The sequence below is a fragment of the Amycolatopsis sp. NPDC006125 genome (assembly GCF_040614195.1).
GTDB lineage: Bacteria > Actinomycetota > Actinomycetes > Mycobacteriales > Pseudonocardiaceae > Amycolatopsis_E > Amycolatopsis_E tucumanensis.
On the sequence record NZ_JBEXTZ010000022.1, the window covers coordinates 16769 to 40151 of the forward strand.

Here is a 23383-nt window from a genome sequence, read left to right on the forward strand (position 1 = left end):
GCGTCAGAGGTCCAGGATGTCCAGCAGACCGCCGTCGTCGTCATCGTCGTGGTCGGCGTACGTGCCGTCGTCGCTGTGGTCGGCGTACGTGCCTTCCTCGGCGGCCGCGGCGGTGGCGCTGTACGACGCGCCGTCCGGGCCCGCCGTCGCCGACACCTGCTCGTAGGCGACACCCTCGTGCTCCTCGACGGTGTCCGCGGAGGCGATCCCGGCGGCCCCGAGCGTCAGCGGCAGGGCGATGGCGCCGGCGGCGACAGTGCGAGTGATCATGCGCATTCTCGATCGTCCTTTCTCTGCCGACGAGCGGCAGATGAGGCGTTTTCTCCTTGCGCGAAGCCGTTTTCGGCCTCGCCGGGTGGCTTGCCGGTGATCGGCGGGACTATTCGCGGGCGCCGGTGTGTCGAGCGTCACCCGAAGTACCGGAGCGGTTACGTTGCGACTATGAGGATCGCTCGCGTCTGGTTCGGTGTGCACGCGCTGGTGGTGCTGATCGGCGTGGTCACGCAGCTGTTCGTCACCTCGGGAGTGATGGGCGGCCGCTACGACTCGGCGGCCGCGCGGATGGCCAACGTGTTCGCCTACTTCACGATCCAGTCCAACCTGATCGTGGGATTCACGAGTCTGCTGCTGGCGATCCGTCCACTGCGGACGTCCACAGTGTTCCGCGCTCTGAGGCTGGACGGCGTGCTCGCGATCGCGGTCACCGGCATCGTGTTCCACCTGGTGCTGGCCGATCTCCAGGACCTCACCGGATGGGCGTGGGTGGCCGACTTCCTGTTGCACACGGCATCCCCGCTGCTGGGCGTGCTCGGGTGGCTGCTGTTCGGGCCGCGCCGGGCGGTGACCCCGCGGATCATCGGCTGGTCGGTGGTCTACCCGCTCGCGTGGGTGGCGTTCACGCTCGTCCGCGGCGCGGTCGACGGCTTCTACCCGTACCCGTTCGTCGACGTGACCGCCATCGGGTACGGGCGGGTGACGGTGAACTGCCTGGTGATCGCGGTGCTGTTCCTCGCGCTCGCGTTCGGCGCGATGCTGCTCGACCGGCTGCTAGGTCGCGGCCTCGACGACCCGGACGAGCCCCGTCTCCGGCGGGACGTGCAGCACCGCCCGGCCGAATCCGGCCGTGAGTAGCGCCGCCTCCGCCTCGGCCGCACCCGTGAAGTGCAGGTGCACCTGCCCGCGCACGAACGCCGACAGCGCCCGGACGAACGCCCGCACCGCGAAGTCCGAAGTGGCCAGGTGCAGGTCCGACAGGTACCGGCCGCGCTCGAACCGGCCCAGCGCCCTGGCGAAGCGCGCCCACATCGCCCGCAGCGCCGGCTCGTCGAAGTAGTTGACCAGCCCCTCGGTGACGATCACCAGTCCGCGGGCCGGGTCGAGGCCGGCCACCAGCCGGTCCAGACCGGTCTCGTCGAGGACGTCCAGTTCGGCCACGCGGTGCCCGGGCCCGGCGGGAGGCGCGCCGCGCAGGGTGCGGCGTTTGCGCGCGGCCATGTCCGGCAGGTCCGCTTCGAGGTAGGTCAGGCCCGGGTGGCGCCGGGTGAACCGCCAGCCGCGGGCGGACAGCCCGGCCGCGACCTCGACGACCTGGGTGATCCCGTCGCGCTCGACGGCGTCGGTGAGCAGCCGGTCGATCAGGCGGTGCCGGGCCAGCAGAAAGCCGTCGAGCGTCGGTCCGCCCAGCGCGCCGCTGGCTGCCATGACCGGCCGCAGCAGCCCGTGCAGGACACGCCCCTCGGCGGTCGCGAAGGCGGGGTCGGAGAGCCCGCCGCGCACCCACACGAAGCCGGTGTAGTGGGCGGTCGGACTGATCGTCTCGGAGCGGCGGGCCATGGCCGGAGAGCCTAGGCCGGAAACGACGTCGGGGGCCCTCCGAGTGGAGAGCCCCCGACCGTTGCCGGAGCCGCCTAGGGGAATCGAACCCCTGACCTGCTCATTACGAGTGAGCCGCTCTGGCCGACTGAGCTAAGGCGGCAACACGAACTAGTGTAGCGGCCCCGTTCGCGTCACTTCAGCACCCCCCGCGTCGTTAGGCTGTGCGACGCCGGTCACTCGAAGATCGGCCCGGTCGTACTGGGAGGACCTTCCACATGCGTCGACGCATGCCTCGCGCGCTGGCGCTGCCGGTCGCCGCGGCCGTGCTCGTCCTGTCGGCCACGCCCGCCGTGGCGCAGAGCACGATCCCCACCACCCCGACCCCGCAGCCGGCCAACCCGGGGCAGCCGCCGTTCATCGGCCAGGAGGGTCCGCAGCCGCTCGGCCACGCGGTCGCCGACGCGGCCGCCGCGCTCGGCGTGCTGCGCCTGCTGCCGAACTCGGTCCCGACCAGCACGATCCTGCCCGGCTTCGGCGAGCAGCTGCCCAAGCAGTCCGCGCTCGAAGCCGGGATGGGCCTGTCCAGCGCGCAGGCGAACTCCGAGGCGCTGCTCAGCTACGAGAAGTCGATCGCCCAGTCCTCCCCGCTCGGGCTCGCGATCGGCGGGAACGCGCCGCAGGCGCCGGGCAGCCTCGTGCAGACCGCGCTGCCGGACAACGAGAAGCCGCTCACCGGCGGCCTCAACGCGCCGGAGAACCCGCTGCTCAACGTCGGCCTGCTGAACGGCAAGGTGCACGCCCGCTACAGCCCGACCCTCGGCCCGTGCGTCGGCACCATCGCCGATGCCAGCACCTCCCTGGCGAGCCTGTCGCTGCTCAACGTCATCCCGTCGCTGCCGAACCTGCCGATCGACGGCCTCGACCTGCAGAACGTGCAGCTGGCCGACGGCTTCGACCCGGCGCAGGGCCTGCAGACCCTCGGCGGCCTGCTCAGCGGCGGCAACCAGACCAAGTCCGACGGCACGAACTCCGTGCTCAGCCTGCCGAACACGCTGTCGTCGCGGTCGGTGGTGCAGCTGGTCGACATCCCCGGTTCGCCCAACAAGGCGGTTCAGTCGGTCTCCACGCTGCAGGCCGCGGACATCGAGATCCTCAAGGGCACCCCGCTCGAGCTGACGCTGAAGGTCGTCAGCCAGCCGACGCTCAAGGTCACCTCGACCGGCGACGAGAAGACCTCGAAGGTCGAGTACACCGCACCGGTGATCACGATCGAGCGGCAGGGCAAGGTGCTCTACACGCTCGACGCGACCAACCCGACGAAGGACATCCCGATCGGGCTGCCGCTGTCCGGTCTGTCCCAGCAGTTCGGCCCGCTGGAGGACCTGCCGGTGGTCGGCGGACTGGTCGCCACCGCGCAGAAGGGCCTGCAGCAGGTCCCCGACACCGCGGGCAAGGTGCTCGACCTCGGCGTCCTGCGGCTGAGCATCGCCGAGCTGACCCAGAAGGGCCAGAACCTCACCGACCCGTTCAAGGGCTACCAGCTGGGCGCCTCCGCCCGGTTGCTGGACCTGCAGATCCTGCCGACCGCCGGACTGAAGGACCTCCTCCCGGCGGGCAGTGACTCCCTGCCGTCGTCGCTGGCGCAGCTGTCGCTGGGCGAGCAGATCGGGCGGGCGTACGCGCCCGAGGGCGGTGTCGTGTGCGGGACGACGACCACGCCGCCGCCGGGCAACGCGGCTCCCCCGGCCGCGCCGCAGAAGCTCGCCTACACGGCCGGCGCCTACTCGGCGGTGCCGATGTTCTGGACCGGCACGGCGATGCTGCTGCTCGGGGTCGTGCTCGTGGCGGCGTTCCCGGCCCGGAAGCGGTTGAAGGCGGTTCCGGTGAAGCCGTCGCCGCGGCCACGGGACTGACGTTCTGAGGAAGGGGCGGTGCCGCAACCGGCCGCCCCTTTTTCACGCGTCCGTCAGCCGTGGCGCAGGGCCGTCAGCATCGCTTCCACCGCGATCCGCGGCTTGACGTTCCACAGGATCGCCTCGCGGCAGGCCAGCACCGCTTCCAGGCGCTTCAGCGTCGACTCCGCCGTCCACTGGCGGGCGGCCTGCTCGATGTCCTGGGCGTGGTCCGGGTGGTTGTAGCGGGCGTCGGCGCCGCTGACCGCCACCAGCACGTCCCGGTAGAAACCGGCGAGGTCGACCAGCGCGAGGTCCAGCGTGTCGCGCTGGGTGCGGGTCGCCCGGGACTTCTGGCGCTTCTCCAGCTGCTTGACGGCCGCTTCGGCCGCGCGCTTGGCGCCGGCGACGCCCTTGCCGGTCGCGTCGCCGCCCATCGCGTTGCGCAGCTCCGCCTTCTCGGCCTCGTCGCGTTCCTTGCTCTCCTCCGTCGCGTCCGCTTCGGCGGCGGCGATCAGGTCGTCGGCGCAGCGGAACACGTCACCGGGACGCGACAGGCCCAGCGGGATCCGCAGCACCGCGGCGCGCCGCTTGCGGGCGTTGTCGTCCGTGGCCAGGCGCCGCGCGCGGCCGACGTGACCGCCGCACACCGACGCGGCCCACTCGGCCAGCTCCGGGTCGACGCCGTCCCGCTCGACCAGCACGCGGGCGATCGCCTCCGCGGCCGGCGTCCGCAGCGTCACCAGGCGGCACCGGGAACGGATCGTGACCGAGATGTCCTCGGGGTGGTCCGACGGCGCGCACAGCAGGAACACCGTCCGCTCCGGCGGCTCCTCGACCGCCTTGAGCAGCGCGTTCGACGCGCCCTCGGTCAACCGGTCGGCGTCCTCGATGATCACGACCTGCCACTGGCCCGTCGTCGGGCGGCGGGCGGCGGCCTGGACCAGCGCACGCATCTCCGCGACCGAGATCGACAGGCCCTCCGGGATGACCAGCCGCACGTCGGCGTGCGTGCCGTGCATCGCCGTCCGGCAGCCAGGGCACTGGCCGCACCCGGTGCCGGTGATGCACTGCAGGGCCGCGGCGAACGCGCGGGCCGCCACGGACCGGCCGGAGCCGGGCGGGCCGGTGAGCAGCCAGGCGTGCGTCATCGCGCCCGGTGGCGCCGGCTCGCCCGCGACGATCTGCGCCGCCGCGCGCGCGGCGGAGGACAACACGTCGACAGCGTGGTCCTGGCCGACCAGCTGGGCCCACACCCCGGCCGGCGCGACGACAGCGGTCACCTGGCCTCCACCTCGGCCAGCGGCACCAGTCCGAGCTTGCGCTGGGCGAGCACGGCCGTGACCGCGGTGCGCACCCGGTCGCCGACCTCGTCCGCGGGCCCGTCGGCGTCCACCACGACGTAGTGGTCCGGGTCGGCGGCGGCCATCTCGCTGAGCAGGTTCTGCACGCGCCACTGGTCCTCGACCGAGATCGGGCCGGGCGCGTTCGCGCCGGGATCGGCGTCCAGCAGCACCGTCACGTCCGGCCGGAGGCGGCCGGTGGCCCAGTCGGCCAGGCCTTCGAGTTCCTTCGCGTCCAGCCCGGCGACGGCGGACAGGTGCGCGAGCGGCGAGTCGACGAAGCGTTCCATCACCACGATCGCGCCGCCGTCCAGCGCGGGGTTGACGTTGCGCTCCACGATGTCGGCGCGCACCGCGGCGGCCGCGAGCGCCTGCGCCCGCGCCCCGGACAGCGACGCGTTGCCGATGAGCGCGGCGAGCCGCTCGTCGTCCAGCGCCGGGTCCGCGGCCAGCACCACCGGGCGCGGACTGGCCGACCGCAGCCACTCGGCGAGCTTGGACGCCTGCACGGCGGTGTCCGCGGCCGTGGTGCCCTCCAGCGCGATGAGCAGGCCGTTCACGCGGCGCGGACGGCGCCGGATCGCGTTGCGCAGGTCCGCCATGATCGGCTCGGACCGGCGCGAGTCCATTTGCCGGTAGGCGATGATGCCGACGACCGCGGCGAGCGCGCCGCCGCCAAGCATCACCGGGCGGGTGCCGTCGATGATGATCGGGTTGCCCCAGACCGTGATCGTCCGCGGCTTCGTCAGACCGATCAGCAGCGGCACCAGCGAGACCGACCCGAACACGATGATCTTCATCATCGACTGGTAGATCGCGTTGATCCGGCCGCGGATCGCGTCGTCGACCTGCGAGCCGATGATCGTCACGCCGGTCAGGAACGCCGCGCCCGCGCACGCGCCGACGATCGCGACCGCGATCAGCGACACGGTCAGGTGCGGCGACAACGCCACCAGGATCAACGCCAGGCCGGCGAGCACGATCGAAATGCCGAAGAGCCGGTCGTGCGGGAGCCGCCGGGCCAGCTTCGGCGCGCCGCCCATGCCGGTCGCCAGCCCGATGAACACGGCCACGACCAGCAGGCCCCACGCGGAGTCGCCGGCCAGCAGGCTCGACGAGTACGGCTTGGCCGACCCGACCACCGCGCCGCCCGCGGCGAACGCGCCGGCCGCGCCGATGAGCAGGCCACGGACCAGCGGCGTGCTCCGCACGTACTTGCCCGCGTCCTTGACCAGGGCGCCCAGCCCGGGCTTGTCCGCCTCCGCGACCGGCTTCGCGGCCTTCTCGGCCTGCTCGTGTGAGACCTCGGCCATCCGCGGCTTGCGGACCGACAGCTCCGGGATGCGGGTCAGCACCAGGATCGCGCTGGCCAGGTACAGCAGCGCGATGAGCACGACGATGACCTTGGCGACGCCCAGCTCGCCGAAGAACCCGGAGGGCAGGCCGACCGAGGCCGCGATCCGCGTCACCACCGCGTAGAGACCGCCGGCGGTGACCGTGGCGAGCCCGTACGTCATCACCAGCCCGAGCTGGTTGGCCGTCTCCACCTGGTCCGGGCGCTTGAGCAGGTTCGGGACCGCCGCCTCCTTGGACGGGATCCACATCATCGCGCTCGCGCTGGCCAGGAAGTTCGCGATGTAGAGCCACCAGGACGTGCCGACGAAGGCGACCGACAGCAGGAATCCGCAGCGGAACAGGTCGGCGACGAACATGACCTTGCGCCGGTCGAAGCGGTCGGCGAGCAGGCCGCCGAGCGGGGCGAAGATCAGGCCGGGCAGCAGCGCGGAGAGCAGGACGCCGGTGAAGGCGAAGTTCTGCGCCGTGTAGTTGGTGGTCAGCTGGGTCGCGAGGCTGGTCAGGCCGAGGATGGTCAGCCAGTCCGCGACGCTGCACAGGTAGGTGACGCCCCACAGCCGCCGGAACGGCCGGATCGCGAGGACCCGCCGGGCCCGGTGGATCGTCGAGGCGTCACGCCCTGCCGGCGCCTCACTTCCTGCGCCGGGTTCCACGTGCACGACCTCGCTGATCGGACCCACCCCACTCACTCCCGTGGCGCTGGGGAACCCCTCGCGCGACAAACCGGCATCCCCCAACCGTGGGGCCAGGGTAGCTCTGTCGATCTGAGAGTGCCCGTCGTGGTGGGCGGTACGCGTCCGAAACGCGAAGATCGTCCCGTCGCGGCCTACTCGAAGATGCCGGTGAGGGTGTCGATCAGGCTGGACAGGAACTGGATCGCGAGCACGCCGAACACGACCATCAGCAGGATCGCGACGAGGAACGCCGCCGACCCGCTGGACGGCTTCGCCCTGCGGACCGAGCCGCTCTGACCCGGCCGCGGCAGGCGGAACGACGGCTTCGCCCACGAGCCGATCCGCTGGCGCCCGGTCCACGTGCGCTGACGCGGCAGGATGCCGAGCGGCGGCGCGGGCGGCACCGCGGGGGCCGGAGCCGCTGGCGGTGTGTCGTCCGCCGGCACCTCGGCCGGGGTCGCCGGCTTGTCCGACATGGCCTCGATCATCTCGCGGACCTTCTCCGGGTCCGGCTCGACCGGCTTGGCCACCTTCAACGGCTGGTAGCCCTCTTCGTCGCCGACCGACCCCGAGACGGCGTCGCCGAACGTCAGCGGCGGCAGGCCGGACTGCGTGCCGTCGCCGAAACGACCGTCGTCCTTCGCCGGACCCATGGTGACCACTCCCGTGCGATCGGAAACACCTCGTCCCAGCGTAGTGGGCTTTTCGCGACGCGCACGCGCCCATCTGGGCAACCCCGTGATCACTGTGCGCAACCGGAAGTTCAGGCACAGGTCATCGCCGCCTCGACCGCGTCGGTCATCCACTGCGCCAGCCGGTCGCGGTCGGACGGGACCAGGAACAGCTGCGTGCCCTCGCCCGGTTCGGTGACCGTCGCCAGGACGTGCCGCCCCAGGTCGTTGTCCACCACGACGTAGCCGAGCCGCGGGAACTGCGCGCAGCGCCGGTCGAACGCCATCAGATCGACCACCGTCGTGCCGGTACGCGGCCGCCGCAGGAACTCCCGCACCCGCCCGGCCTGCTCGGCGTCCCGCCCTGCCAGCTCGCCGGAAGGGCCTGCCTGCAGCATCACCGAGCCGAACCGGCCGCGGCGCTGCTCGGGCACGAACCCGACCACCCGGTCGAACAGCGTCCGCAGCTCGCGGTAACCCCAGCCGCCGACCTCCGTGCTGTCCGGCCGCCAGCTCCACAGCACCCCGGCGGCCGTGTCGGCGTAGACCCGCACGTCCAGCGGGCCGTCGAGCCCGCTGTGCACGCCGGTGAGCACCATCCGGATCGGACCGCGCAGCATCAGCGCGAACGCCCGCATCGCGTCGTCCGTCAGGTCGCCGCCCTCGACGAACGGCGAGTCCCGCAGCTGCGCCATCCAGGCGTTGTGCTCTTCGGCCTCGGCCACCAGGTCGGCCGGGTCGTCCGACCGGCTCAGCGGATACCGGATGCGCTCGACATCGTCGTCCGTCGCGTACGGCGCGTACAGGTCCCAGGTGCTCGCGCGCTCCGGCACGGCGTCCAGCACCGGCCGGGCGGCCTCGGTCAGCAGTTCGTCGATCGTCGTCACGGGGGCAGTGTGCACCCGGGGTACGACAGTTTCGGTCGAACTGCTGTTCGAGGCCTACTTCTTCGCGGCGGCCTTCTTCGCCGGGGCCTTGCGCGCCGGCGCCTTCTTCTTCGGCGCCGGGCCCTTCGCGCGCTTCTCGGCGAGCAGCTCGGACGCCCGCTCCGGGGTCAGCCCTTCGATGCTGTCGCCCTTGCGCAGGGTCGCGTTGTACTCCCCGTCGGTCACGTACGGGCCGAACCGGCCGTCCTTGACCACCATCGGCTTCTTGGACACCGGGTCCTCGCCCAGCTCCTTCAGCGGCGGCTTCGCGGCGCCCCGGCGACCACGCTGCTTCGGCTCCGCGTAGATCTTCAGCGCCTCGTCCAGCGTGATTGAGAAGATCTGGTCCTCACTCGACAGCGACCGCGAGTCCGCGCCCTTCTTCAGGTACGGCCCGTAGCGCCCGTTCTGCGCGGTGATCTCCTCGCCGGTCTCCGGGTCCTTGCCCACCACCCGCGGCAGCGACAGCAGCTTGAGCGCGTCCTCCAGCGTCACCGTCTCGATCGACATCGACTGGAACAGCGAACCGGTGCGCGGCTTCGGCTTCTTCGCCTTGCTGGTCTTCTTGCCGTCCGTCTCCTCGGGCTCCGGGAGCACCTCGGTGACGTACGGGCCGAACCGGCCCTCCTTGGCGACGATCCGGTGCTGGGTGACCGGGTCGACGCCGAGGTCACGACCCTCCTGCGGGGTCGCGAACAGCTTCTCCGCGATCTCCACGGTCAGCTCGTCCGGCGGCAGGTCCTCGGGCAGGTTCGCGCGCTGCGGCTTGCCGTCCACCTCGCGCTCCAGGTACGGGCCGTAGCGGCCGACGCGCACGTGCACGGTGTGCCCGTCGTTGTCCTCGAACATCGGGATGGAGTTGATCTCGCGCGGGTCGATGTCCTCGACGCCGCCGCTGACCAGCTTCTTCAGCCCGCCGAGACGCCCGACCGAGCCGTCCACGCCCTGCTCGCCGCCGAAGTAGAACCGCGACAGCCAGCGGGTGCGCTGCTCGTTCCCGGCCGCGATGCGGTCGAGCTCGTCCTCCATCGCCGCGGTGAAGTCGTAGTCGACCAGCCGCTCGAAGTGCCGCTCCAGCAGCCCGACCACGGCGAACGCGACCCACGACGGGACCAGCGCGGCGCCCTTCTTCCAGACGTACCCGCGGTCCTGGATGGTCTTGATGATCGACGCGTACGTCGACGGGCGGCCGATGCCCAGCTCCTCCAGCTTGCTGACCAGGCTGGGCTCGTTGTAGCGCGCCGGCGGCGTGGTCGCGTGACCGTCCGGAGACAGGTCGGTCGCGGTCAGCGCCTGGTCCTTGACCAGCTGCGGCAGGCGGCTCTGCTTGTCGTCGGCCTCGGCGCCGGAGTCGGCGTCCACCGCCTCCACGTAGGCCTTGAGGAAGCCGGCGAAGGTGATCGTGCGGCCGGACGCGGCGAACACGCACTCCTCGCCCGTGCTCGCGGTTCCGGTGATGCGCACCGACATCGTGGTGCCCTTGGCGTCGGCCATCTGCGAGGCGATCGTGCGCTGCCAGATCAGCTCGTACAGCCGGAACTCGTCGGCCTGCAGCTCACCCGCGACCTGGCCGGGCGTGCGGAACACCTCGCCGGCGGGGCGGATCGCCTCGTGTGCCTCCTGCGCGTTCTTGACCTTGCGGGTGTACTGCCGCGGCGTCGGCGAGACGTGGTCCTTGCCGTACAGCTCGGTCGCCTGGCTGCGGGCCGCCGCGAGCGCCGACTCCGACAGCGTCGTGGAGTCGGTACGCATGTAGGTGATGTACCCGTTCTGGTACAGCCGCTGCGCGATCTGCATCGTGGTCTCGGCGTTGAAGCGCAGCTTCCGGCCGGCCTCCTGCTGCAGCGTGGAGGTCATGAACGGCGCGTACGGCCGCCGCGTGTACGGCTTCTCCTCGACGCTGGTGACCTTGAAGTCCCGCTGGTGCAGGCCCTGGGCCAGCGCCCGCGCCGCCGCCTCCTCGAGCACCCGGACGTCCCTGGCGTTCGCCTTGAGCTGCCCGGAGGCGTCGAAGTCCTTGCCGGTGGCCAGGCGCGCGCCGTCGACCGACACCAGGCGCGCCGGGAACTGGCGCGGGGTGGCGTCCTCGCCCGCGTCCATCGTCGCGGAGATGTCCCAGTACGAGGCCGAGGTGAACTTGATGCGCTCCCGCTCGCGCTCCACGACCAGCCGGGTCGCCACCGACTGCACCCGGCCCGCCGACAGGCGCGGCATGACCTTCTTCCACAGCACCGGCGAGACCTCGTAGCCGTACAGCCGGTCCAGGATTCGGCGGGTCTCCTGCGCGTCGACGAGGTCCCCGTCCAGCTCGCGGGTGTCCTCGGCGGCCGCGCGGACGGCCTGCTCGGTGACCTCGTGGAAGACCATCCGGCGCACCGGGACCTTCGGCTTGAGGGTCTCCAGCAGGTGCCAGGCGATGGCCTCGCCCTCGCGGTCGGGGTCGGTGGCGAGGAAGAGCTCGTCGACGTCCTTCAGCAGGCTCTTCAGCTCGGTGACCTTGGACTTCTTGTCCGCGGAGACGACGTAGAGCGGCTCGAAGTCGTGGTCGACGTTCACGCCGAGCTTCGCCCACGACTCGCCCTTGTACTTGGCCGGGACGTCGTCCGCCCGCGACGGCAGGTCGCGGATGTGCCCGACCGAGGACTCCACGACGTAACCCGGGCCGAGGTAGGAGGCGATCTTGCGGGCCTTGGCGGGCGACTCGACGATCACCAACCGCCGACGACCGGCGCCGTTCGCCCCGGTGTCGTCCTTCTTCGTCTTCGTCGATCCAGCCACGCTGTCCGCTCTCCTGCTCCATCCCGCCGCTGCAGCAGCGGCGCCTGTTCAACCAGCAAGTGTGCACGTTGCCTGCCGGTGATGTCCCCCGAGGTGACGTAACACGCCGCCGCGCTTTCTGTCCGGAACGGGCCGCGGCGTGCGTCATCTTCCCCTTTCCACACCTAGCACGTGATACCGGACACACGCTTCGCGGGGCTGCTGAGTAGCCGTTCCGCTACGCTCCGCGTCATGTTCCGCCGCCTGTTCACGATCCTCGCCGTTCTGCTGGCCGGTCCCGCATTGGCCGGGGTCAGCGCCGCGTCCGCCGCGCCCGCCGCCGACTACAACGGCATCGTCAAGCTCAGCAACTGCTCCGGTTCACTCGTCCGGCTGCCCCAGTCGGACGAGTTCGACCGCGCGCTCGTCCTGACCAACGGTCACTGTCTGGAGTCGGGCATGCCGGAGGCAGGCGAGGTGCTGGTCAACCGGCCCGCCAACCGCAAGATGGTGCTGCTCGGCGCCGACGGCCGCGAGCTGGGCCAGATCCGCGCGACGAAGCTCGTCTACGCCACGATGACCGACACCGACGTCGCGCTCTACGCCCTCGACTCCTCCTACCGGGAGATCGCCCGCGACTTCGGCGGGCACCCGCTGACCGTGGCGGCCTCGCCCGCCAACGTCGGCACGCCGGTCAGCGTCGTGTCCGGCTACTTCACCCGCACCTGGAACTGCTCGATCGAGCGGGTCGTGTACTCCGTCCGCGAGGCGGGCTGGACCTGGAAGGACTCGATCCGGTACGCGCCCGGCTGCGACACCGTCCACGGCACGTCCGGCTCGCCGATCATCGACCAGGGCAGCCGGGAGGTCGTCGGCATCAACAACACCGGCAACGACAACGGCGAGGTCTGCACGTTCAACAACCCGTGCGAGGTCGACGAGAACGGCGTGGTGTTCGCCCGGAAGGGCCTGACCTACGGCCAGCAGACCTACCGGATCCCGGCCTGCTTCGCCAAGAACAACCAGCTCAGCCTGGTGCGGGACGGGTGCCTGCTGCCCAAGCCGAACGTGGCGCTGCCGGTTCCCATTCCCGCCTGATCACACCGCCTGCCGGGCCGGTGCGTGCTGCGGCCACACCGGTTCGGCGCCCGGCGGGGGCATGCCGATGAGCTCGGCCAGCGTCGCGAGCCGGCGGCGGCCGGTGACGCGGACGGCAGGCCCGCCGCCCTTCGGCCCGACGAGCTGCGCGGGCACGCCGAGCTGCCGGAACGCCTCGGCGAGCGGCTCGTGCGTGCCCGGCGCGCGCTCGTCGACGGCCAGCAGGTACCCCTGGACGCCCGGACGGCCCGCCGCCAGCGCCCACAGCCGCAGCGCCGCGCCGGTCAGGCGGAACCGCCCCGGCAGCGACTTCCCCTCGTCGTCGAGCCACGCCCTGGCCAGCCCGATCAGATCGGACCGGAACGCGGTGCGGACCACCGGTCCGCCGTCCTCGGTCCGGCCCAGTTCCGCCGCCACCCCGCGCCTGGCGAACTCGGCCACCAGCACCCGAGCGCGCCACACCTCGTCCACCTCGACGGTGAGGCGGGCGGCCGTGCGCGCGAAGCCGGTGATCTGCCCCTGCCCGCACAGGACGCCGCTCAGGTCGGCGATGTCCGGGCCGCTCGCCTCCGCCGAGAAGAGCGACATCTGATCCACAGCGGACAGGGTAGAACACCCGTTCGATTTCCCGCGAGTCGTCGCGCGGAAAAAGTCCTTGAAGTTGACGCAACGTCAAGCTCTACCGTGGTTTTCACGGGCGAGGATGGAGACGAGATGGACGAACCGCTGTCGATCGTCCAGGTGTCGAAGGCCTCCGGGGTGACCTCCCGGACCCTGCGGCACTACGACGACATCGGCCTGCTGCCACCGGCCTTCGCCGACACCAGCGGGAGGCGCTACTACCAGCGGGAACAGCTCATCCGGTTGCAGCAGATCCTGCTGCTGCGGGAGCTGGGCCTCGGCCTGGACACGATCGCGGAGGTCCTCGACGGATCCGTGTCCAAGGCCGAAGCCCTGCGGCTGCACCGGAAATGGCTGCTGGCGGAGCGCGATCGGCTGGACCGGCTCGCCGACACCGTCGCCCGGACCATCGAAGAACTGGAAGGAGGGGAACACATGTCCGCCAAGGAACTGTTCGAGGGGTTTTCGCCGCACTCGGAGAAGGCGAAGTGGCTCGCGCAGGAAGCGGTCGAACGGTGGGGTGAGAGCGCCGTGCAGTCGCACGAGCGGAGCAAGCGCTGGCCGGCCGAGAAGTGGGACGCCGTCAAGCGGCAGGGCGCCGAGGCGGCCGAGCGGCTGGCCGAGCTGGCCCGCGAGGGCGTCCCGGCCGACGACGAGCGCGCGCTCGACGCGGTCGCGGCGCACCGCGCCTGGCTGGAGAACTTCTGGACGCCGGACGCCGAGTCCTACACCGGCCTCGGCCGGCTGTACAGCGACGACGAGCGCTTCCGGGGCGTCTACGAGGCGATCCACCCGGGTCTCGCCGAGTACCTGCGCGACGCGATGGCCGCGTACGCCCGCGCCCGGATGAGCTAGCGGGGCGCGGCGGTCACCTGCACCGTGAGCTGCTGGCACACCGGGGCGTGCGCGATCGCAGTGGCCAGCTCCGGCACGGCGTCGAAGCGGTTCAGCAGGTCGAGGCGGGACACCTCGTCCAGCGGGCCGTGCGCCTGCCCGAGCGTGGCCTCGTCGATGTCGCTGGCGTCCGTGGAATCGAGCCGCTGCTGGGCGGCGGAGGCGCGGTCCCGCACGCCCTGGAAGTCGGTCACGGCCTGGGCCCGCACCTGGTCGCCGCCCGGCACCGGGGACGGCGGCAGCTTGCCGAGCCCGTCCAGCGCGCGGTCCAGTCCGCCGATCACCGACCCGAGCAGTTCGCTCGACGTGCGCACAGCGCGTTGCGGGCTGCTCGGGTCCACGCTCGGCATCGTCGCCAGCCCCTGGACCAGCGAGCCGACCGCCACGCAGTAGTCGTCGGCCCACCGGGTGGCGGCGTCCTGCAGCTGGACCTGCTCCCGGGACAGGCCGGGGCCGCCCGGCTCGACGTTTCTCGCGGGTTGCTGGCCGCATCCGGAGAGGCCCACGCAGAGCCCGGTCAGCACCACCAGGAACACCGACTTCCCGGGCCGCACCCACACACCTCCAGCTGCCGACGTGAAGCTCTTTCCCGACGGTACCGAGACGATTGCGGATCGCAACCGCCGGGCATGGAAAAGGCCGGGTCCCGTCACGCTCCGTGCGCGACGGACCCGGCCTTTTCGACTTGTCAGGCCGTCTTCGCGGGGGTGGCGTCCTCGCTCGGCGTCTCCGTCATGACGCTCGCGCGCCGCTTCGACACCACGATCGCGGCGATGATGATCGCCACCGCGACCAGCGAGATCGCGATCCGCACGCCCGCGGAGGCGTCCGGCCCGATCGAGAACTGCACCACGGCGGGCGCGATCAGCACCGAGACCAGGTTCATCACCTTGATCAGCGGGTTGATCGCCGGGCCCGCGGTGTCCTTGAACGGGTCGCCGACCGTGTCGCCGATGACCGTCGCGGCGTGCGCCTCGGAGCCCTTGCCGCCGTGGTGGCCGTCCTCGACCAGCTTCTTCGCGTTGTCCCAGGCGCCACCGGAGTTGGCCAGGAAGATCGCCATCAGGGTGCCGGTCGCGATCGCGCCCGCCAGGTACCCGGCGAGCGCACCGGTGCCGAGGCCGAAGCCGACGGCGATCGGGGCGAACACCGCGAGCAGACCCGGGGTGGCCAGCTCACGCAGCGAGTCGCGGGTGACGATGTCGACGACCTTGCCGTACTCGGGCCGCGTGGTGCCCTCCATGATCCCCGGGATGTCCCGGAACTGGCGGCGCACCTCGTACACCACCGCGCCGGCGGCACGGGACACGGCGTTGACCGCGAGACCGGAGAACAGGAAGACCACCGCGGCGCCGATGATCACGCCGACCAGCGTGTTCGGGCTGACGATCGTGTCCACGAACGACTTCACGCCCGCGGCGGACTCACCGATGTCGGCCAGCGCCTTGGAGATCGAGTCCTGGTACGAACCGAACAGCGCGGTCGCCGCCAGCACGGCGGTCGCGATCGCGATGCCCTTGGTGATCGCCTTGGTGGTGTTGCCGACCGCGTCCAGCTCGGTCAGGATCTGCGCCGCGTCCTCGTCGACCTCGCCGGACATCTCCGCGATGCCCTGCGCGTTGTCCGAGACCGGGCCGAAGGTGTCCATCGCGACGATGACGCCGACCGTGGTCAGCAGGCCGGTGCCGGCGAGCGCGACCGCGAACAGCGCGATCGTGCCGCCCAGCAGGTAGGCGCCGAACACCGCCGCGCCGATCACCAGCGCGGTGTAGACGGCCGACTCGAAACCGACCGAGATGCCGGACAGGATGACGGTCGCGGCGCCGGTCCGCGAGGTCTCCCCGACGTTCTTCACCGGGCCGTGCTCGGTGCCGGTGTAGAAGCCGGTCAGCTTCAGGATCACGCCGGCCAGCACGATGCCGATGATCACGGCGACGAACGCGATGAGCGCCGGGTTGCCCTCGATGCCCGCCTGGTCCGGGCCGAACTCGGCGAACGAGCCGGGCAGGTAGACGAACGCGGCGACCGCGCACAGCACCGCCGAGATGGCGGCCGAGATGTAGAACGAGCGGTTGATCGTGACCAGGCCGTTCTCACCGGAGCGGGCACGCGTGATGTAGACGCCGATGACCGCGGTGATGACACCGATGGCGGGCACGATCAGCGGGAACAGCAGGCCGTCCACGCCGAACGCGGTGCTGCCGAGGATCAGCGCGGCGACCAGGGTCACCGCGTAGGACTCGAAGAGGTCGGCCGCCATGCCGGCGCAGTCACCCACGTTGTCGCCGACGTTGTCGGCGATGGTGGCCGCGTTGCGCGGGTCGTCCTCCGGGATGTTCTGCTCGACCTTGCCGACCAGGTCCGCGCCCACGTCGGCCGCCTTGGTGAAGATGCCGCCGCCGACACGCATGAACATCGCGATCAGCGCGGCGCCGAAGCCGAAGCCCTCGAGCACCTTCGGCGCCTGGCCGGTGTAGACGAGCACGACGACCGCGGCGCCGAACAGGCCGAGGCCGACGGTGAACATGCCGACCGCGCCGCCGGTGCGGAACGCGGCGCGCATCGCCTTCTCCCGGCCGCCCGGCTCGCGGGAGGCGGCGGCGACCCGCAGGTTGGCCCGCGTCGCCAGCCACATGCCGGTGTAGCCGATGAGGAACGAGAATCCCGCGCCGACGAGGAAGAACAGCGAGCGGCCGATGCGCTCGTTCCAGTCCTCCGCCGGGAGCGCGAGGAGCAGCAGGAACACCACGACCCCGAAGATCGAGAGGGTGTTGCGCTGCCGCTTCAGATACGCGGCCGCCCCTTCCTGCACGGCCTTGGCGATGTCCTGCATCTTCGTGGTGCCCTGGCCGGCGGCCAGCACCTCCTTGAGCAGGAACCAGCCGATGACCAGAGCGGCCAGGGCGATGACGGCGACGACGGCCGCGATGCCGTAGTCACCTCCGGAAAACTCGAGGCCCTCCGCGAGGGTCTGCCGGGACATCCGTCCTCCTGGAAACGTTCCTGTCGCCAGTGACAGCCCGCCTAGGGAAGCCGTGCCGACGCTGGCATGGGATCTACACCACAAGTGGTGCCGGTTGCGGGGAGTGTATTGGTAATGGATCCGGCGCGGTCAGGGCGTCCCGTAACGATCACGCTCGGTGCATGTGAGCCTGCTCACGGTTCATGATCTTTTCACACGAGAACGGTTCTGTCGTACACGTGTGCGAAGCTGGAACGCGTGGATGTGGTTGCGGGAACCGAGCGCGCGCGGCGGTTGCTGCACCGGGTCACCGCCGGGATCCGGGAGAACCCGGTGACCCACGTGGCCGACCTGCCCGCCCGCGAGGCGCGGCACACCGAGTGGCCCTCGTGGGCGGACCCGCGGGTGGTGGCGGCCCTGCGCTCGGGCGGGGTGGAGCGGCCGTGGGCGCACCAGTCGGAGGCGGCGTCGCTGGCCTTCGAGGGGCGGCACGTCGTGGTGTCGACGGGCACGGCGTCCGGCAAGTCGCTGTGCTACCAGCTGCCGGTGCTGTCGGCGCTGGCCGCTGACGACAAGGCGACCGCGCTGTACCTGTCGCCGACGAAGGCGCTGGGCGCCGACCAGCTGCGGTCGGTGTCCGCTTTGGACGTTCCGGGCGTGCGGGCGGCGTCGTATGACGGTGACACCCCGATGGCGGAGCGCGACTGGGTGCGGGCGCACGCGCGGTGGGTGTTCACGAACCCGGACATGCTGCACCGCGGCATCCTGGCCGCGCACTCGCGGTGGGCGCGGTTGTTCCGCAAGCTCGCCTACGTCGTGATCGACGAGTGCCACAGCTACCGGGGCGTGTTCGGGTCGCACGTCGCGCTGCTGCTGCGGCGGCTGCAGCGGGTGGCGCGGCACTACGGTTCGTCGCCGGTGTTCATCCTCGCGTCGGCGACGACGGCGGAGCCGGGCGAGTTCGCGTGCCGCCTGGTGGGCGAGGACTGCGTGCCGGTGGTCGAGGACGCGTCGCCGCGCGGGGCGCGGACGGTGGCGTTGTGGGAGCCGCCGCTGGTGGAGGACCACCGGGGTGAGAACGGTGCGCCGGTGCGCCGGTCGGCGGGCGCGGAGGCGAGCCGAATCCTGGCGGAGCTGGTCGTGGAGGGTGCGCGGACGCTGGCGTTCGTGCGGTCGCGGCGGGGCGCGGAGCTGACGGCGCTCGGCGCCCGGCGGTTGTTGTCCGAAGTGGACAGCGAGTTGCCGTCGCAGGTGGCGGCGTACCGGGCGGGGTTCCTGCCGGAGGAGCGGCGGGCGCTGGAGCGCGCCCTGCTGTCGGGCGAGCTCAAGGGCGTGGCGACGACGAACGCGCTCGAGCTGGGTGTGGACATCGCGGGGCTGGACGCGGTGGTGCTGGCGGGGTATCCGGGCACGCTGGCGTCGTTCTGGCAGCAGGCTGGCCGGGCGGGACGGTCGGGCGATGACGCGCTGGTGGTGTTCGTGGCGCGGGACGATCCGCTGGACACGTACCTGGTGCACCACCCGGCGGCAGTGCTGGAGCGGCCGGTGGAGACGGCGGTGCTGGACCCGTCGAACCCGTACGTGCTGGCGCCGCAGCTGGCGTGCGCCGCGGCGGAGCTGCCGCTGACCACGGGAGAGCTGGACACGTTCGGCGGCGCGGCGGCGCGTGAGGTGCTGGACAGGCTGGTGGCGGACAGGTTGCTCAGGAGGCGCCCGAGCGGCTGGTACTGGACGTCCCGGGACCGCCCGCACTACGAGGTGGACATCCGCGGTTCGGGCGGCGAGCAGATCGCGGTGGTGGAGGCGGACACGTCGAGGCTGCTGGGAACGGTCGACCCGGGCTCGGCGTGCACGACGGTGCACCCGGGCGCGGTGTACCTGCACCAGGGTTCGTCGTACGTGGTGGACGAGCTGGACCTGGAGTCCGGGATCGCACTGGTGCACGCGGAAGATCCGGAGTGGACGACGTCGGCCCGGGAGGTCGCCGATATTACGGTGCTGAGCACCCAGGAGCGGCTCGACTACGGCGGGGTGAGCGTGTGCCTGGGCGAGGTCGCGGTGACCTCGCAGGTGGTCGGCTACCTGAGACGCCGCCCGTCCGGCGAGGTGCTGGACCAGGTGGCTCTGGACCTGCCCGCGCAGACGCTCGAGACGCGAGCCGTGTGGTACACGATCAGCCCGGAACTGCTGGAGGCCCCTCGCGCTTCGGGAGCCGCTCCTGCAGGCGACAGGCGCACGGCCCCCGCACCTCTGGAATCCACAGGTTCACTGACAGCCACCGCGCCGCTGGAATCCACCGGAACGTCCGGAGCCAGCGGACCACGAGAAGCGGGTAGCCCTACCGGAGCCACCAGCCCGGGTGAAGCCGGCCAGCCTTCCCAAATCCGCGGCCCACTCGAGGCCAGCCGGCCGCCCAGAGCCGACGGCCCCCTTCGAGCTGACCAGGCGCCTGGAACCGACGCCCCGTCCGGGGCGAGCCAGCCACCCGAAGCCAGTCACCCATCTGAAGTCAGCCAGCCACCCGGCGCCAGTCAGCCACCCGGAGCCAGCCAGCCACCCGGAGCCAGCCAGCCACCCGGAGCCAGCCAGCCACCCGGAGCCAGGCAGGCGCCCGGAGCTGACGGTGCGCTTGGCACCGACCGAGCGTCTGGAAGCGGTGGCCCGCTTGGAGTCGGCGGGGCGCCGGGGGGCGCCGGTCTGGATCCGGCGCGCATCCCCGGCGCCCTGCACGCCGCCGAGCACGCGGCGATCGGCCTGCTACCGCTGTTCGCTACGTGCGACCGGTGGGACATCGGCGGCGTCTCAACCGCTTTGCACGCTGACACCGGGGAGGCGACGGTGTTCGTGCACGACGGCCATCCCGGAGGCGCGGGATTCGCCGATCGCGGTTTCGCTGCTGTTGTCCCGTGGCTGGCCGCTACGCGGGAGGCCATTCTCTCCTGCGAGTGCCCGGCGGGATGCCCGTCCTGTGTGCAGTCACCGAAGTGCGGGAACGGTAACGACCCACTGGACAAGGCGGGGGCGGTGGCCGTGCTGGAAACCGTGCTCGGGGCGGTGAGTTTTCACAGTGCCCGGCACGACCACGGGGTGGCTCAGGCTGCGGCGAACTGACCGGCGCCGACGAGTGCGGTCCGGTCGGAACCTCGCTGGTCGAGAGCGCGGGCGAGCACCGAGTGCACGGCGTCGGCGGACGGCAGCCGCCAGCTCCACACATCCGGCTTGACCCGCCAGTGCACGACGCCGTGCTGGAACGGCGTGGGCGGGAGCGGGATCCAGCTGCCCTGACCGTGCCAGCGGACCTCGCCGTCGGTGGCGAGCTCCTCCGGAATGCGGTCGGCGACCGTGGTCAGGAACAGCCAGCGGCCGTCGGGCGTCGCGACGATCGGCGCGGGGTGGCCGGTCGCGCGGAGCAGGCGGGCGGCACGCTTGCCCAGTTCATCGGGGACCTCGACGGCGTCCAGCACGGTGCCGGTCGCGACGAGCAGGCTGTAGGGCTGTCCGGTCCACCAGCCGGCCACCTCGTTGGGGTGGGCGTCGAGCCGGTCGGCCCAGTCCTCGTGGACGGGCACCGGGCCGGTCCAGGAGCCCTCGGCGTCCGCCTGCGCCGGAAAGGTGCCGGGCAGCACCGGCCACCCGTGCCAGGCGAGACCGATGGCCTCCGCGCGTAGCTCGATGCGGAAGGCGCCCCGCCAGCTGTCCGACCAATCCGTGTCCAACATTTCCGTCCACAACTCCTTGCTTGTTCCACCGCTCGCGGTGGCTGTCTGGTTCCCAATAAACGGCAAGTTGCAAAGTGCCGGAACCCGCCGCGCGACAACCGGCTGCTCCCGGGCGACGAGCGACGATCCCCTGCTCGGCGCGGCCGAACGCCGCTCGGCCACTGCCTACCGACGACGAGCGGTTGACGGCGCCGCTCGTAAATCGTGATCTCCAGCACACGTTTCTCCTGCATACCAACGGTTTCCGACCTCGGGCGCCAGTTGCCGCCGCCACCGCCCGTGACCGCTCGGCGCGCGAGGGCGACCGCCCAACCTCCGCCGGCGCACCTACCGTTCGCCGCGGAACCGACCGTTCGTCGCAGCCCCAGCACGGGGCAGTCCTCCCGGGCCGACCTCCAGCGGGCGGCCGTCCGTCGACCAGCCTGCCGGGGCGATGCGACTCAAGGGACCGGCAAGGTCCCGGCGGACGGCCGGCACCTGCCCCACCGCCAGGACCCCGCCCCCTCAGGGACCGGCACGGGCTCGACCGGCCGCCGGCCCGAGCCCGGTGTCGACGACCACCTCGACGAGCGCGTCCCACCCCTCGAAGCGGCAACTGACCACCCGGGCGCCCATCCGCTCGGCGACCCACAGTGCCTGCCCGCAGGCGACCTCGGTCCCGTCGGCGGCCTGACCAGCAGCCGCGAGAGCAGCGAGGTCGGCCGCCCCGGCAGCACGGTGCCGCGCGATCGCTGCCGTGCCGAGCCCCCACAACAACCCCGCGACGACCACCAGGCCGGCGATGGCGCACGCGGCCCAGACGGTCGCCGCGCCCCGGTCCCGCCCGTGCGGATCCCTGACCTGGGCCGGGCCAGCCCGGAGCCGGGTCGGCCGTTGGACAGCCACCGCCCCTGGACCGAAGCTGACCGGCCCGCGCGGACGCATCAGGTCAGGGCGGGGCATCGTCGGCTCCTGGCTCGAGGACGGCGAAGGCGCTCGCCGCCAGGTGGAGCCCGGGCAGGAGCCCGCCTGCCGGGGCGGCACGCACCTCGACCGTGATGCTGTTCCCCTCGGACTTCACCGCGAGCTGCGCGCCCGGCGGGGCGATCTGCTCGACCGCCTGCGCGGCCAGTTGCGGTTCGCCCCGGGCGAGGAGACGCGCCGCCTCGCGGGCGGCGTCGGTGCAACGGAGCTGACCGGCCACCGCCGTGAAGCCCGCGAGTACCAGTCCCACCACCACGGTCAGCGCGCACAGCGCGATTGCCGCTTCGACCGTCACCGCGCCGCGGTCCGGAGGGCCGGCGCGGGCTCGTGTCTTCATCAGAACTGCACCGCGAGGGCCTGCTCGACCAGCCCGGTGAGGGCGCCGACCACCGAGTCTCCGGTGACGACGGTGTACAGCAACGCCCCGAAGGCCGCGGCGGCGATCGTGCCGATCGCGTACTCGGCGGTGCTCATTCCGTCGTCGGCGGCCAGCACCGGGCGCAGCCAACGACGCCACCAGCGCGGACGGGCGGGTGCTGCGTGGCGGCCGGCGGGCTTGGTGCGGAACAACATGGGAGATCTCCTTTGTCTGTTGTGGAGGGTCAGAACACGTTGAGGCGTCCGGCGAGGCCGAGGACCACCGGCACGACCCCGAGGCACACGAAGGCCGGGAGGAAGCAGAGCCCCAGCGGGCCGGCGATCAGCACGCCCGCACGCTGGGCCCGCGCCTCGGCGCGATCACCGAGCGAGGCGCGGATTCCGCGGGCGAGGTCGGTGGCGGCGTCGGCGAGGGTGGTTCCGCTGCGCGCGGTCCGCTTGGCTGCGCGGGCGAACTCGGCGGTGCCGGCACAACCGAGCGCGGGCACCCACGCTTCGGTCGCATCGGCGCCGAGTTCGAGGAGACCGGCGGTGGCGCGAAGGGCGTCCGCTTCCGGCCCCGCCACGCCATCGGTGACGGCGCGGAGAGCGGCGGGCACCGGTTGCCCGGCGCGCAGGCAGGCCGCGAGCAGGTCCCAGGTAGCGGCGAGGTCGAGGGGATCGCTCCTGGGCCGCCGACGGCGAATGCGCGTGGGCGACCGTGGCGAGGGGAAGAGGTGTGCCAACCGCAGGCCTGCGACCGGCCTGCCCGGGAAGGTCAAAAGTGCCGCGCCCAGTAACGCGACCACCACGGCGGCTGTACTCATCGCGCGGCTTCTGGGTCTGTGTGGGAAGCAACCAGATCTGGCAGGACCAAACCGGGGTGGATCAGCACTGGATTAAGCCGGGGCGGAATTGCTGTGATCGGGCGGGTTGAGCCGAAGTGGGCAACTGACTGGGCTCGGGGTGGAAGTGTTGGCGGCAGCGAAGCGAGGGCGGGCGTGCTCATCACGGGGCTTCTCCTTTGTGGCAGCCGAGGTGGCCGCTCGCGGGGAGGGCAAGCAGGGGTGCTGGACGGCGGGCGCGAAGAGGGGGAACTGGCTCGGCTCGGCCTGGTGTGGACCGCGGGGCGGGGGCGGGCGTGCTCATCGCGGGGCTTCTCCTTTGTGACTGCAGAAGTGGCCGCTCGCGGGGAGGGCGAGCAGGGGTGTTGGACGGCGGGCGCGAAGAGGGGGAACTGGCTCGGCTCGGGCTGGTGTGCGCCGCGGGGCGGGGGCGGGCGTGCTCATCGCGGGGCTTCTCCTTTGTGACTGCAGAAGTGGCCGCTCGCGGGGA

The 23383-nt window shown here is 71.9% G+C and carries 20 protein-coding genes and 1 tRNA gene; 5 read left to right on the forward strand and 16 right to left on the reverse strand.

What is annotated here, in order from left to right:
- Positions 1–3: 3 nt before the first annotated feature.
- The gene (locus ABZ193_RS13790; RefSeq protein ID WP_235716293.1) at positions 4–270 is read right to left on the reverse strand and encodes a hypothetical protein; all 267 of its coding nucleotides are present in this window, start codon (positions 268–270) and stop codon (positions 4–6) included.
- Between the two features lie 171 nt (positions 271–441).
- Between ABZ193_RS13790 and ABZ193_RS13795 the strand changes: the two genes are divergently transcribed.
- Complete coding sequence (locus ABZ193_RS13795; RefSeq protein WP_039791996.1) at positions 442–1131, forward strand: Pr6Pr family membrane protein; 690 nt, start codon at positions 442–444, stop codon at positions 1129–1131.
- Here the strand turns inward: ABZ193_RS13795 and ABZ193_RS13800 are convergent.
- Positions 1048–1833, reverse strand: a complete 786-nt coding sequence (locus tag ABZ193_RS13800) for a class I SAM-dependent methyltransferase (protein ID WP_020422661.1) — start codon at positions 1831–1833, stop codon at positions 1048–1050. The genes ABZ193_RS13795 and ABZ193_RS13800 overlap by 84 nt on opposite strands.
- A gap of 68 nt (positions 1834–1901) precedes the next feature.
- Positions 1902–1975, reverse strand: a tRNA-Thr gene (locus ABZ193_RS13805).
- Positions 1976–2090: 115 nt separating this feature from the next.
- Here ABZ193_RS13805 and ABZ193_RS13810 point away from each other — a divergent pair.
- Positions 2091–3728, forward strand: a complete 1638-nt coding sequence (locus ABZ193_RS13810; RefSeq protein ID WP_027936565.1) for a hypothetical protein — start codon at positions 2091–2093, stop codon at positions 3726–3728.
- A 53-nt stretch (positions 3729–3781) separates the two neighbouring features.
- Here the strand turns inward: ABZ193_RS13810 and ABZ193_RS13815 are convergent, their stop codons facing one another.
- The 5 genes from ABZ193_RS13815 to topA all read right to left on the reverse strand — a co-directional run bounded on the left by ABZ193_RS13815 (position 3782) and on the right by topA (position 11455).
- Complete coding sequence (locus ABZ193_RS13815; protein WP_020422663.1) at positions 3782–4990, reverse strand: DNA polymerase III subunit delta'; 1209 nt, start codon at positions 4988–4990, stop codon at positions 3782–3784.
- A complete protein-coding gene (locus ABZ193_RS13820) occupies positions 4987–7065 on the reverse strand; it encodes a dTMP kinase (RefSeq protein ID WP_235716295.1) in 2079 nt (692 codons plus the stop codon). The genes ABZ193_RS13815 and ABZ193_RS13820 overlap by 4 nt, the downstream gene beginning before the upstream one ends.
- Positions 7066–7232: 167 nt before the next feature.
- On the reverse strand, positions 7233–7733 hold the full coding sequence (locus tag ABZ193_RS13825) for a hypothetical protein (RefSeq protein ID WP_235716294.1): 501 nt from the start codon (positions 7731–7733) through the stop codon (positions 7233–7235).
- A gap of 110 nt (positions 7734–7843) precedes the next feature.
- Positions 7844–8638, reverse strand: a complete 795-nt coding sequence (locus tag ABZ193_RS13830; RefSeq protein WP_020422666.1) for a hypothetical protein — start codon at positions 8636–8638, stop codon at positions 7844–7846.
- Between the two features lie 54 nt (positions 8639–8692).
- The gene (gene topA, locus ABZ193_RS13835) at positions 8693–11455 is read right to left on the reverse strand and encodes a type I DNA topoisomerase (RefSeq protein WP_020422667.1); all 2763 of its coding nucleotides are present in this window, start codon (positions 11453–11455) and stop codon (positions 8693–8695) included.
- A gap of 231 nt (positions 11456–11686) precedes the next feature.
- Between topA and ABZ193_RS13840 the strand changes: the two genes are divergently transcribed.
- Positions 11687–12532 (forward strand): serine protease, encoded by an 846-nt coding sequence (locus ABZ193_RS13840; RefSeq protein ID WP_354710089.1) that lies wholly within the window; start codon positions 11687–11689, stop codon positions 12530–12532.
- On the opposite strand, the gene ABZ193_RS13845 is transcribed toward ABZ193_RS13840, so the two are convergent.
- On the reverse strand, positions 12533–13129 hold the full coding sequence (locus ABZ193_RS13845; RefSeq protein ID WP_027936566.1) for a hypothetical protein: 597 nt from the start codon (positions 13127–13129) through the stop codon (positions 12533–12535).
- A 117-nt stretch (positions 13130–13246) separates the two neighbouring features.
- Here ABZ193_RS13845 and ABZ193_RS13850 point away from each other — a divergent pair, with 117 nt between their 5' ends.
- Positions 13247–14008, forward strand: a complete 762-nt coding sequence (locus tag ABZ193_RS13850) for a TipAS antibiotic-recognition domain-containing protein (RefSeq protein ID WP_237339148.1) — start codon at positions 13247–13249, stop codon at positions 14006–14008.
- On the opposite strand, the gene ABZ193_RS13855 is transcribed toward ABZ193_RS13850, so the two are convergent.
- Positions 14005–14601, reverse strand: coding sequence for a hypothetical protein (locus ABZ193_RS13855; RefSeq protein ID WP_027936567.1), 597 nt, complete (start codon positions 14599–14601; stop codon positions 14005–14007). The two genes, ABZ193_RS13850 and ABZ193_RS13855, sit on opposite strands and share 4 nt — an antisense overlap.
- A gap of 134 nt (positions 14602–14735) precedes the next feature.
- Positions 14736–17030 carry a sodium-translocating pyrophosphatase gene (locus ABZ193_RS13860; RefSeq protein WP_354710092.1) on the reverse strand — a complete coding sequence of 765 codons (2295 nt, stop codon included), beginning with the start codon at positions 17028–17030 and terminating at the stop codon, positions 14736–14738.
- A 243-nt stretch (positions 17031–17273) separates the two neighbouring features.
- Here ABZ193_RS13860 and ABZ193_RS13865 point away from each other — a divergent pair, with 243 nt between their 5' ends.
- Positions 17274–20120 (forward strand): DEAD/DEAH box helicase, encoded by a 2847-nt coding sequence (locus ABZ193_RS13865; protein WP_354710111.1) that lies wholly within the window; start codon positions 17274–17276, stop codon positions 20118–20120.
- Here the strand turns inward: ABZ193_RS13865 and ABZ193_RS13870 are convergent.
- From ABZ193_RS13870 to ABZ193_RS13890, 5 genes are all read right to left on the reverse strand, one after another.
- Positions 20102–20728: a bifunctional DNA primase/polymerase gene (locus ABZ193_RS13870; RefSeq protein ID WP_020422674.1), complete on the reverse strand. Its 627-nt coding sequence runs from the start codon at positions 20726–20728 to the stop codon at positions 20102–20104. The two genes, ABZ193_RS13865 and ABZ193_RS13870, sit on opposite strands and share 19 nt — an antisense overlap.
- A gap of 504 nt (positions 20729–21232) precedes the next feature.
- Positions 21233–21670 carry an Rv3654c family TadE-like protein gene (locus tag ABZ193_RS13875; protein ID WP_020422675.1) on the reverse strand — a complete coding sequence of 146 codons (438 nt, stop codon included), beginning with the start codon at positions 21668–21670 and terminating at the stop codon, positions 21233–21235.
- A complete protein-coding gene (locus tag ABZ193_RS13880; protein ID WP_020422676.1) occupies positions 21657–22028 on the reverse strand; it encodes a TadE family type IV pilus minor pilin in 372 nt (123 codons plus the stop codon). Before ABZ193_RS13880 ends, ABZ193_RS13875 begins: the two co-directional genes overlap by 14 nt.
- Positions 22028–22264 carry a DUF4244 domain-containing protein gene (locus ABZ193_RS13885; RefSeq protein ID WP_020422677.1) on the reverse strand — a complete coding sequence of 79 codons (237 nt, stop codon included), beginning with the start codon at positions 22262–22264 and terminating at the stop codon, positions 22028–22030. The genes ABZ193_RS13880 and ABZ193_RS13885 overlap by 1 nt, the downstream gene beginning before the upstream one ends.
- Positions 22265–22293: 29 nt before the next feature.
- On the reverse strand, positions 22294–22875 hold the full coding sequence (locus ABZ193_RS13890) for a type II secretion system F family protein (RefSeq protein WP_027936569.1): 582 nt from the start codon (positions 22873–22875) through the stop codon (positions 22294–22296).
- Positions 22876–23383 lie beyond the last annotated feature (508 nt).